Annotated in this window: 11 protein-coding genes; 8 read left to right on the forward strand and 3 right to left on the reverse strand. The window is 34.9% G+C overall.

Translation table 11 applies throughout. The features are described from left to right. Window positions 1-26: 26 nt before the first annotated feature. Window positions 27-1,058, forward strand: a complete 1,032-nt coding sequence (gene holA, locus IGJ02_RS07230) for a DNA polymerase III subunit delta (protein WP_430603871.1) — start codon at window positions 27-29, stop codon at window positions 1,056-1,058. A gap of 175 nt (window positions 1,059-1,233) precedes the next feature. Here holA and rpsT read toward each other — a convergent pair whose 3' ends face one another. Beyond that, window positions 1,234-1,488: a 30S ribosomal protein S20 gene (gene rpsT, locus IGJ02_RS07235; protein ID WP_010761163.1), complete on the reverse strand. Its 255-nt coding sequence runs from the start codon at window positions 1,486-1,488 to the stop codon at window positions 1,234-1,236. 279 nt (window positions 1,489-1,767) lie between these two features. Here rpsT and IGJ02_RS07240 point away from each other — a divergent pair, with 279 nt between their 5' ends. The 3 genes from IGJ02_RS07240 to IGJ02_RS07250 all read left to right on the forward strand — a co-directional run bounded on the left by IGJ02_RS07240 (window position 1,768) and on the right by IGJ02_RS07250 (window position 4,091). After that, a complete protein-coding gene (locus IGJ02_RS07240; protein ID WP_143140010.1) occupies window positions 1,768-2,745 on the forward strand; it encodes an inorganic phosphate transporter in 978 nt (325 codons plus the stop codon). A gap of 12 nt (window positions 2,746-2,757) precedes the next feature. After that, window positions 2,758-3,381, forward strand: coding sequence for a DUF47 domain-containing protein (locus IGJ02_RS07245; RefSeq protein ID WP_010761165.1), 624 nt, complete (start codon window positions 2,758-2,760; stop codon window positions 3,379-3,381). Between the two features lie 71 nt (window positions 3,382-3,452). Then, window positions 3,453-4,091: an HD domain-containing protein gene (locus IGJ02_RS07250; protein WP_430603872.1), complete on the forward strand. Its 639-nt coding sequence runs from the start codon at window positions 3,453-3,455 to the stop codon at window positions 4,089-4,091. Between the two features lie 186 nt (window positions 4,092-4,277). Here IGJ02_RS07250 and IGJ02_RS07255 read toward each other — a convergent pair whose 3' ends face one another. Continuing rightward, the gene (locus tag IGJ02_RS07255) at window positions 4,278-6,191 is read right to left on the reverse strand and encodes a heavy metal translocating P-type ATPase (RefSeq protein ID WP_430603873.1); all 1,914 of its coding nucleotides are present in this window, start codon (window positions 6,189-6,191) and stop codon (window positions 4,278-4,280) included. Between the two features lie 279 nt (window positions 6,192-6,470). Beyond that, window positions 6,471-7,301, reverse strand: coding sequence for an undecaprenyl-diphosphate phosphatase (locus IGJ02_RS07260; RefSeq protein ID WP_010761168.1), 831 nt, complete (start codon window positions 7,299-7,301; stop codon window positions 6,471-6,473). A gap of 180 nt (window positions 7,302-7,481) precedes the next feature. Here IGJ02_RS07260 and IGJ02_RS07265 point away from each other — a divergent pair, with 180 nt between their 5' ends. From IGJ02_RS07265 to IGJ02_RS07280, 4 genes are all read left to right on the forward strand, one after another. After that, window positions 7,482-7,973, forward strand: coding sequence for a PTS sugar transporter subunit IIA (locus IGJ02_RS07265; protein WP_010761169.1), 492 nt, complete (start codon window positions 7,482-7,484; stop codon window positions 7,971-7,973). A 225-nt stretch (window positions 7,974-8,198) separates the two neighbouring features. Next, a complete protein-coding gene (locus tag IGJ02_RS07270; protein ID WP_430604085.1) occupies window positions 8,199-9,263 on the forward strand; it encodes a DUF871 domain-containing protein in 1,065 nt (354 codons plus the stop codon). Between the two features lies 1 nt (window position 9,264). Continuing rightward, window positions 9,265-10,152, forward strand: coding sequence for an N-acetylmuramic acid 6-phosphate etherase (gene murQ, locus IGJ02_RS07275; protein ID WP_430603875.1), 888 nt, complete (start codon window positions 9,265-9,267; stop codon window positions 10,150-10,152). Window positions 10,153-10,175: 23 nt separating this feature from the next. After that, window positions 10,176-11,621, forward strand: a complete 1,446-nt coding sequence (locus IGJ02_RS07280) for a PTS transporter subunit EIIC (protein ID WP_430603876.1) — start codon at window positions 10,176-10,178, stop codon at window positions 11,619-11,621. Window positions 11,622-11,822 lie beyond the last annotated feature (201 nt).

Genomic DNA, 11,822 nt, shown 5'->3' on the forward strand with positions numbered 1-11,822 from the left:
GATGGAAAAGAGAAATGAGGGAATTTATGAACTTACAAGAGGCATTAAAACAAGTGAGGCAGCAACACTTTGCTTCTGTTTATTTAATTCAAGGAACAGAAGGATATTTAGGCGAACTATTTAAAACAGAATTGATGAGTCAATTGATAAAAACAGAAGATGATCAATTTAATTATTCTTCTTTTGATATGGAAGAAACGCCACTATCTGTAGCAATGGAAGAAGCAGAAACAATTCCTTTTTTTGGGGATTATCGGTTAGTTTTTATAGAAAATCCTTATTTTCTAACGGCAGAAAGAAAAACGAATGGATTGGACCATGATATTGATAGTTTATTAAATTATTTAGAGCAACCATCACCGACGACAATTTTAGTATTTATTGCAAATGTTGAAAAATTAGATGAACGAAAAAAGGTAACCAAAGCTATAAAAAAGCAAGCTGAAGTCATTGATGTTAATCCAATGGGGGAACGTGAAGTAAGACAATATGTGGAACAGACGATTCAAAGTGAAGGGTACGAGATTCGCCCAGAAGCATTTGATTTATTGTTACAATTAACGGATTTGAATTTATCAAAAGTGATGGGGGAACTACAAAAACTATTTTTGTATTCTTCTGACAACAAAATTATCTCACTAAATGCGGTCAAAGAACTTGTACCGAAATCATTAGAACATAATGTATTTGATTTGACTAATGATGTTTTATCTGGCAATGGTGAAAAAGCAATTCAATTATATGAAGACCTACTACTCCAAGGTGAAGAAACGATTAAATTGAATGCGATTTTGTTAAATCAAATTCGTTTATTTTTACAAACAAAAATCCTTGCCAAATTAGGCTATCAGCAAGCAAATATTGCTGAAACATTGAAGATTCATCCGTATCGTGTAAAACTAGCTTTGCAACAAGTTAGACGATTTGAGCTGGATCGTTTGGAAGCAATTTATGATGAATTAGTAGAGAATGATTTTAAAATGAAAACAGGTAAGATGGACAAGGAGCTACTTTTTGAATTATTTATTCTCAAACTATCTGAACAAGTGAACAGATAAGGAATTTTTGCGAATGATCCAAAAAATAGTTGAAGTTACTTTCAATGGCGTTCGTTGTGAAAAAATTGAAATGGACCAGCTAAAATGAATGAGTACGGGATTAAAATCGTTTCGATTTTAATCCCGTTTTTTTAATAAAAAAGAAGCCAACACATGGTCAGCTTCTACAAAATCATTATTTTGCTAATTTTTTGCTTAGACGAGACTTGTCACGGCCAGCTTTGTTTTTATGGATTAATCCTTTTGTTTCAGCCATATCAACAGCTTTAATAGCTTCTGTATATAACGCATCAACATTGTCAGCGCCAGCAGCTACAGCATCTTCAAATTTCTTGATAGCTGTACGCATTGCATTTTTTTGAGATGAATTTTGAACATTCTTATTAGCATTAGTACGTACACGTTTAATTGCAGATTCAATATTTGGCATTTCTTTCACCTCCGATAAATTAAGGTCTTACACAGGAAAATCCATATGTAATTCAACACTAATCATTATACCTAATCCAAACAGGCATTGCAATAAAAGATGACAAGTTTTTTTCCTTAACAGTGAAATTATTGATTTCATCATGTAAAAATGAATTTGTAGATAAGGTAAATAGGAAAAATAGATACTTTTTATAAAAAATATGCTATCATAACAGGGGAAAAATGAAATGGTGGTGTCAATGTGAATATTGCTTTAATTGTAACAGTTACTCTTGTAATGGGTGTTATTTTTGTCAATGGTTGGACAGATGCGCCAAATGCAATTGCAACCGCTGTCTCAACTCGTGTTTTAAAACCAAATGTTGCGATTTGGATGGCAGTTGTGATGAACTTTTTGGGTGCGTTAGTAATGACTTTTTTCAATGCTCAAGTAGCTGAAACGATCAGTAACATCGTTAGTTTTGATGCACAAGGAAATGCATCGCAAGTTGCGTTAGCAGCAGCGTTGTTTTCAATTGTGGTTTGGTCTGTAGCTGCTTGGTATTTTGGGATTCCAACAAGTGAAAGTCATGCGCTAATCGCTGGTCTGACAGGATCTGCAATGGCTCTAGGTGGGCTTGGAGCAGTCAATGGTACAGAGTGGACAAAAGTCCTTGTCGGTCTAGTGGTGTCTACTGTCATGGGATTTGGCGGTGGTTTTCTTGTTACAAAGCTAATTGTAATCCTTTTCAAAAATGTAGCCAGAAGAACCGCGAATAAAGTTTTTACATACGGACAAGCATTTGGTGCTGCTGCGAATGCTTTTTTACACGGTGCTCAGGATGGTCAAAAATTTATGGGCGTATTTATGTTGGGACTTTATTATAATAATTTAGCAGAAAAATCAGGATCGGGATTTATAATTCCTATTTGGGTCATGGCTCTTTGCTCTGTAACAATGGGATTTGGAACGTCTGTAGGTGGTATGAGAATCATCAAATCGGTCGGCATGGATATGGTAAAGTTAGAACGGTATCAAGGTTTTGCTGCTGATTTGAGCACAGCAATTTGCTTATTTGCCGCTTCTATTTTTGGTATTCCTGTTTCAACTACACATACAAAAACAACTGCAATTATGGGTGTAGGCGCTTCAAAACGTGTTTCTAGCGTTGATTGGCGTATTGTAAAAGACATGCTGATTGCTTGGATTTTAACATTTCCAGGTTGCGGAATCATTGCCTTTGTAATGGCAAAACTATTTATAGCAGTATTTTAAGGAGAGAATAAAATGGCTAGAAAAAAGCAATTTGATTATTTTGGTGAATTGGAGCATTTAGCAAAAAATGCACATCAAGCAGCAGAAATTTTAGAAATGATTGCAATTGATTATTCACTTGAAAAATTGGAGAACGAAGCAGAGAAGATTCACGTATTGGAACGTGAAGGAGATAAAATCGTTCAAAAAATTATGAGTGAATTATATATTTCTTTTATCACGCCAATTGATCGGGAAGACATTGTTGAAATTACTCAACGATTAGATGACGTATTAGATACAATCAATAGTATTGCTTATTTATTAAGTAGTTTAGTTGTAAAAGAACTGAATGATAACGCCATGGTTTTTATCACATACGGAGTAGAAGCTACTGCTGGTGTTTTGACCGCAACAAAAGAATTTGCAAAATTCAAGAATTCAAAAACATTACATGCAATGATTGATGAAGTAAGTGATATCGAAGGGAAAGCTGATAAACTATACAGTGATGCTTTGAAAAATTTATTTACGCTTGAGAAAAATCCGATTGAGGTTATTCGTTGGAAGAATGTCTACGATCAATTAGAAGAATTCTTAAATGCTTGTGAATCAGTTGTTGATGTAATTGGTGGATTAGTAATAAAAAATAGTTAATGATTTTTTTATTAAATAAATGAGTAAGCTTGTCCCAACCGCATTGTTGTTCGCTGAATTGGAGGGGTTTTATGGAGCATCAAAAAATGAAAGCAATCAAAGATTTCACACAGTCGATAATGGAAAAAGACCAATCTGGTCATGGCATGGATCATATAAATAGGGTAGTACGTTTAGCAAATAAAATTGCAGAAACTGAAACATGCGATCATTTTATTGTTACAGCTGCAGCGTATCTTCATGATACTATAGATGAAAAACTTGTTTCTGATTCAGAACGAGCATATCAACAGTTAAACGATTTTCTAAATGGAATTAATATTTCTACTTTTCAAATCGATAAAATCATTCATATAATCAAAAATCTTTCGTTCAGTCAACAGCTTAATGGAACAACGGAAAGGCTTACGATCGAAGGCCAAATTGTCCAAGATGCTGATCGCTTAGATGCTATGGGAGCAATCGGTATTACACGAACGATTTATTATGGAGGGTATAAAGGCAATCCAATTTATGATCCTAATATAAAACCTAGAACGCTACAATCAAAAAGTGAGTATCGTGAAGAAAGTACCATCATCAATCATTTCTATGAAAAAATACTTTTACTAAACGATCGTTTAAATACGAAATATGCTAAAGAAATTGGCGCGAAACGTCAAAAATTCTTGGAAGATTTTTTAGAAGAATTTTTTGAGGAGTGGGATTAGTTAAATGAGGCCGAGACAAAAGCGTTTAGCTCCGAGAAATAAGAGGGAATTCACGAAAATTGCTTTTCAAATTTTTGTGAATTTCAGCTTATTTCCGAAGGAGCTGCTTTTTTCTCGCCGTTTATTCGGATTTAGAGCGCGAAACAAAACTGTTTTTCTAGTTTTGATGTGCGCTCTATTTCTCAATTAAACAAGCTTTGCTGTTTGTGATGGATACTTTATTTTAGAAGGTTTCTCTAGAGGAATTGTTTTTAACATCCTTAATCCATTTAAAATAACAAGAATTGTACTACCTTCATGTCCTATAACTCCCAGAGGTAAATTAATAATTTGGAAAAAGTTCGATAAGACCAATAAAAGGATAATTCCAGATGAAAAGACAATATTTTGAGTAACAATCCGTTTTAATTTTTTGGAAAGTTGATGACTCATTTGCAATTTTTCCAAATCATTTTGCATGAGTACCATATCAGCTACATCCATCGCAATATCAGTTCCTTCCCCCATGGCAACACCAATCGCTGCGTTTGCTAAAGCTGGAGCGTCATTGATACCATCACCAACCATTGCATTTATGCCGTATTTTTCTTTTTGTTCTTTGATCAGAAGGGTTTTATCTTCCGGTAAACAATTTGCATAAACTTGATCAATTTCGAGTTCAATTGCAATAGTTTCAGCTGTTTTGTCATGATCGCCCGTAATCATTGTTGTAAGGATCCCATTTTCTTTAAAGTAGTGAATTACACTTTTTGCTTCTTGCTTAGGGATGTCTAGCAATCCAAAATAAGCTACTAATTCTTGATTTTCAAAGAGGTAAATCACTGTTTTTCCATTATTTTGCAATTGCTCATTTTTATTTTGTATATCTTTGTTGAGCTTGATCTGATCATTAAATGATTTTTTTCCAACACGCCAAATGCTAGTATCAATTATTGTTTCCATACCAAAGCCGATAATATTTTTAACGTCTATTTGGTTGTAGCTGACAGTAGTTTCGTTATTAAAGCGATTAATGATTGCTTGAGCTAAAGGGTGGGTGGAGTGCATCTCCATTGCAACAAGGCTATTGATTGCTTTTTGCTTATTAGTTAAAAATACTGCATCTGTAACAACAGGTGCACCATGTGTTAATGTTCCTGTTTTATCAAAAGCGATTGCCTTTAATGAGGCTAAGTTTTCTAAATAAACGCCACCTTTAAATAAGACACCATTTCTCGCTCCATTGGAAATAGCAGCTAAAGTAGCTGGTGTAGCGGAAGCTACTAGTGCACATGGTGAAGCAACAACTAGTAAGACCATGCCTCTATAAAAACTCTCATTCCATGACCAACTAAAAAGTAAATAGGGAATTAAAATCATCAAAGGGATAGCAATTAAAACGATTTTTACGTAGCGATTTTCTAATTTCTCAATGAAACTAGCTGTTTTTGATGGTGTATTTTGTGCTTCATCTACAAGACGGATAATTTTTGAGAAAAGAGTATTCTCACTGTTGGTGGTAACTGTCATCGTGATTGCATCCCCTAAATTAATCGTTCCACCAAATAAAGGATCATTTTTTGTTTTTTCAACTGGAACTGATTCTCCTGTGATTGCAGCTTCATCGATAGTTGAAACGCCAGCTGATAGAGTACCGTCTATCGGAATACTTGCTCCTTTAGGAACCAATATCAAATCCCCAATCTGCAATTCATTGACAGCTGTTTCTATTGTTTTCCCTTGCTCATTAAGTAAAAGGGCAGTTTCTGGTTGTATATTCATCAAATTAGCGATTTCGTTTTTGCTTTTATTTGTTGTATATTCTTCCAAAGCACCACTAAGACAGAAGATAAATGTCAGCATAGCACCTTCAAACCAATTACCGATGATGCATGCGCCGACTGCAGCTAAAGCCATTAGTAAATCGACGTTTAGATGTTTATTTTCCAATGTCTCAATTAACCCGTCTTTCGTTTGCTTAAATCCACCAAAAAAAATAGCTAAAATAAAAATGATTGGATAAAAGGTTAGTCCGTTTTTTTCAAAAATGAAACCTAAGATCATAAATATCAAACATAGAATTGTCGAAAGAATAGATTTTTTCTCTTCTGTCAATTTCACGATTATCACTCCTTATAAAGAGCATAGCATACTTAATTTGTAAATGATAATAGAAATATCTAAATGAGAACGATAGTGATTCTCATTCACTTGTTTGTTGTTATGTAGGGGTTTTTTATTATTTTATAAAGATAGTTATTCTAATTAATAGTGATAATCATTATCATCAGAAAATAAAAAAAGTATCGTGTCTATTTACTTAGTAAAGTCTATTTTTGACGTTTAAAGATAGTTATACAAACAAAAAAAGAACCGATTCAAAAATCGGTTCCAAAATAATTATGAAAATAACCAATAACTGATTAACAGAACACCTAGGACAATTCGATACCATCCAAAAGCGGTAAAATCGTTACGTTTAAGGTAGTTCAATAAGAACTTGATTACTACGATTGACACAACAAAAGCTACAATCGATCCAGTTAATAAAATGAATGTTTCGGTGAATCCAAATGAATTTCCTTTCATAACAAACTTTGCAATCTTCAAAAAGCTTGCGCCGAACATAACAGGAATTCCAAGGAAAAATGAAAATTCTGTCGCAACAAATCGCGATGCGCCAATAATGATTGCCCCAAGAATCGTCGCACCTGAGCGTGATGTACCAGGGATCAGCGATAATACTTGGAAAAAACCGACAATTGCTGCGGCTTTATACGTGAAGTCTCTTAGATCAGTACACTTTGGTTTACGGTCACGATTTCTTTTTTCAATTACAACAAAAGCTACCCCGTAAATAATCAGCATCAATGCAACTGTAAAGAAATTATGAAATTTTGCTTCGAGCCAATCGTCCAAAGGAATACCAATTATTGCAGCAGGTGCACAGGCCACAACAACCTTTGACCAAAGAATCCAAGTATCTTTCTTCTCTGTCTCATTTTTTTGCGGCGAAAAAGGGTTTAGCTTGTGAAAATAAAGAACGACGACAGCCATAATTGCACCAAGCTGAATGACAACGTTGAACATTTCCATAAAGTCTTTACTGAGATTCATTTTAATGAATTCATCCACTAAAATTAAATGGCCAGTACTACTGATCGGCAGCCACTCCGTTACTCCTTCGATAATACCTAGAATAATTGCTTTCCATAAATTTGATAAAAGCATAGATTCAATCCTTTCCAGTATAAAATATTAAATCACTAATAGTATACCTTTTAAAATTGGAAAAACCAACTAACTTTTGTGTAGGATTAGAAAAATTTCGAATCAAACACATTCATTGTTGTAATTATTCAGAGAATTTTCTATACTATTACTATTCATGAAAAGTGGAGGAGAAAACAAATGTTTGGATTTTTGAAAAAGAAAGAACCAGTTCAATTAAATGAAACGTTATATGCAATAACAACAGGTAAGCTAATTCCAATTAGTGAAGTCAATGATCCTGTTTTTTCACAAAAAATGATGGGAGACGGCTTTGCTGTTATTCCAGAATCAGGAGAGATTTATGCACCGATTGCGGGAGAAATTTTAAGTGTTTTTCAAACGAAACATGCTATTGGGATGAAAATGGCAAATGGACTTGAAATTTTACTTCATATGGGAATCGATACTGTGGAACTTAATGGCGAACCATTTGATATAAAAGTTAGTGAAGGGGCTAAAGTATCGCAAGGGACATTGGTTGCAAATGTTGATTTAGAGGCAATTAAGTCTGCAGGGAAAGCAACTGATATGGTTGTTGTGATTACCAATATGGACGCGGTAAAAAGCTTTGATCTTAGTCGAATTGGACAAGTTAACACTGGGGATGAAGTTGGTACTGCTAAAGCATAATGTAAAAATATACTAAGATTAGGTGCCGAGATAAATGTGTTGGTTTTATCTCGGCGTTTATTCAGATTTAGAGCATTAAACAAAACTAACGATTCGTTTTGTTCAGCGCTCTTTTTTTACCTTTAATGAAAAAAAGTTTCATTATATATGTATATTAAAATTAATAGTTGAAATTATATTTCATTTGAATTATAATGAAAGCGTATTAGGAAGGAGCGAATGAAAATGTATGGTATTTCGATTTTTTTGAGTGAAGAGATAACGGATGAAACACGTACATATATTCAAGAAATGAGTAACATTGGTTTTAAAGGCATCTTTACTTCGTTACATATTCCAGAAGATGATGCGACATTATATGCAAAAAGATTGAAAGAACTAGGTCAAATTGCCCAAAAGTTGGATATGAAATTAATGGTAGATATTTCAGGCGAAGCTTTAAAACGCGCAGGTTTTTCTTTTGAACGTTTAGATGAGATTTTAACTTTGGGCGTTACTGGTTTACGTATGGATTATGCTATTTCAAATCAAGCAATCGCTGAAGCTTCTCAGTATTTAACGATTGGTCTGAATGCTAGTACCATTTCAGCAGAGGATGTGGAAGAATTACAGACATTTAACGCAGATTTTACAAATTTTGAAGCTTGGCATAATTATTATCCTAGACCTGAAACTGGTTTATCTAGTCAATTTTTCAACGAAAAGAATCAGTGGTTGAAGCAATCTGGGTTTCGAGTATTCGCTTTTGTTCCAGGAAATAAGCAATTGAGAGGACCGTTACAGGAAGGTCTACCAACACTTGAAAAACATCGGTATGACAATCCCTTTTCAGCGGCATTAGACTTGAACGAGAATTATCAAGTCGACGGTATTTATGTTGGGGACCCTAAAATTTCCAAACGTACGATACGTCAATTTGAAGCATATAGTCGTGATCAAATTCTTCAGTTAGAAGTGGCTGATATTGGAAGTAATTATTATTCGAAAATTTTAGGAGAACATAAGAATAGACAAGATGATGCTCGTGATGTAATACGTAGTGCAGATGCACGATTCAATAAAATAGTAACGGTCGAACCTGAAGTCTTACTGGAACGTAAAACAGGAAGTGTAACGATTGATAATCATCTTTATGGAAGATACATGGGCGAAATACAAATAACAAAAAACGATTTGCCAGCAAACAAAAAAACCAATATTGCAGCACAAATCGTGACAGACGACATCTCCTTACTAAAGTTAATAAAAGCAGGCAGAGTGTTTAATTTGATAGAGAAGGGAACTTTATAAAATGAATTTAGAAAAATTAACTACAGAACGTAGAAATCAAGAAACTATGAACCTAGATCAACTAACGATAAAAGAAGCATTAGATAAAATGAATCAAGAAGACCAGAAAGTCGCTTTAGCAGTTAGAGAAGCACTTCCTGAAATCGAACTAGCTATACAAGCAATCATCAAATCATTTAACGAAGGCGGTAGACTAATCTATATGGGCGCTGGAACAAGCGGTCGTTTAGGTGTGCTAGATGCTGCAGAGTGTGTCCCAACTTTCGGAGTTGATCCTACTATGGTTCAGGGGTTAATTGCTGGAGGCCAAAAAGCAATCACTGTAGCTGTTGAAGGAGCAGAAGACTCAAAAGATTTAGGGCAGCAAGATTTAGTGGACATTGCACTAACAAATAAAGATGTTGTGATCGGAATTGCTGCAAGTGGGCGAACGCCTTATGTGATTGGTGGTTTGTCTTACGCTAACTCAATTGGTGCTGCGACTGCTTCGATTTCATGTAATAAAGAAGCTGAAATCAGTCAATATGCTAAGATGCCGATCGAAGTTGATGCAGGACCAGAATTTTTGACGGGGTCAACACGCTTGAAATCAGGGACAGCACAAAAAATGATTTTAAACATGTTATCAACTATTTCAATGATTGGAATCGGTAAGGTATACAATAATTTGATGGTAGATGTAAAACCAACAAATGAGAAGCTAGTGGAACGATCAAAACGAATTATTATGGAAGCAACGAACTGTGATTATGAGACAGCTACAGCCTATTTTGTAAAAGCCGATGAAAATGTAAAACTCGCTATTGTTATGTTGCTGACAAAAGCCACAAAAGAAGAAGCGGCGGAAAAATTAAGACAAGGTAATAATTTCATAAAAAATACAATTTAAAAAGTTTAAAGGAGGAAAACATCATGGCAGAAGATAAAATCAAACGTTTGGCTAGGGAAATTTATGAAGAAGTAGGCGGTCAGGGAAATGTAGAAAAGTTACGCCATTGTATGACACGTGTTCGTATGGATATTCGTGATTATGATAAAGTAAAATTAGAAGAATTAAAAAAAATTGATGGTGTAATGGGGGTTGTAGAAGACGATACCTTGCAAGTCGTGATCGGACCTGGAACTGTCAATAAGGTGGCACAAGAAATGGTTGATATGGCGGGTGTCAAGCTGGGAGAAGCATTTCCTAACCCAGATGAAAAACAAACTGAGCTTTCAGGAAAGCAATTAGTTGAAGAAAAAGCTGCACAAGTCAAAGCTGCACAAAAGGAAAAAAATAAAAATAACTCTGGTTTTAAAGCAGTTTTGAAATCGATTTCTAATATTTTTGTTCCAATGATTCCAGCCTTTGTTGGTGCTGGGATTATTGGTGGGATTGCTGCCGTTATGTCCAATCTACTAGTTGCGGGAACAATCGGTGATTCTTGGCAACAATATATCGATGTTCTAAACATTATTAAAAATGGAATTTTTGCTTATCTAGCGTTATATACAGGGATCAATAGTGCCAGTGAATTCGGTGCAACGCCAGCTCTTGGTGGTGTAATTGGTGCGGTGACAATGCTGACTGGAATGAACCCAGAGGCACCATTACCTAATATTTTGACTGGCGGTACTTTATCAGCTGGTCAAGGCGGTATTATTGGAGTCATCTTTGCAGTTTGGTTACTTTCTTTAATAGAAAAACAATTGCATAAAGTAATTCCAGATTCAATTGATATTATTATAACACCGACTGTTTCTTTACTTGTGATTGGCTTGATTACAATATTCTTAATCATGCCAGTTGCAGGATTTATTTCAAATAGTCTTGTTGGGGTAATCAATATTGTATTGGAAAAAGGCGGAATGTTAGCTGGGTTTACTTTAGGCGCTACTTTCTTGCCAATGGTCATGTTTGGACTTCATCAAATATTGACACCGATCCACATTGAAATGATCACTCAAACGGGTATGACGTTATTATTACCGATTCTAGCAATGGCTGGCGCAGGACAAGTAGGTGCAGCATTGGCGCTATGGATTCGCTGTAAAAACGCTACTAAACTTGTCGAAATGATCAAAGGTGCATTGCCTGTGGGGATTTTAGGAATTGGTGAACCTCTTATTTATGGGGTAACATTACCACTTGGGCGTCCTTTTGTTACAGCGTGTATTGGCGGTGGTATCGGTGGCGCTGTGATTGGTGCTCTTGGTAATGTTGGCTCGATTGCAATTGGACCAAGTGGCGTGGCTTTGATTCCGTTAATTGCGAACAATCAATGGCTAGCTTATGTGTTAGGCTTATTAGCAGCGTATGCTGGAGGTTTTGTTGCAACATTTTTCTTTGGAATTCCAAAAGATCTTCAAGAAAAATAAAAAAGTAATTTCAGCTAGTAATGATTAAAAAACTGATTTCTTAGTAGAGTGCCAAGCTAATTGAAGTCAGTTTTTTTATGAGAAAAAAGAATTCATTATTTAGCGAATACATTTCTTTTCTGTTTCATTTTCGTTATAATAATATAGTAAGCTGTTGAAACATTCGCTAAATATGTTTGACTTCGGCAGAAAAAAGGATGT

The sequence above is a fragment of the Enterococcus sp. DIV0724b genome (assembly GCF_050531475.1).
GTDB classification, from domain to species: Bacteria; Bacillota; Bacilli; order Lactobacillales; family Enterococcaceae; genus Enterococcus_L; species Enterococcus_L haemoperoxidus.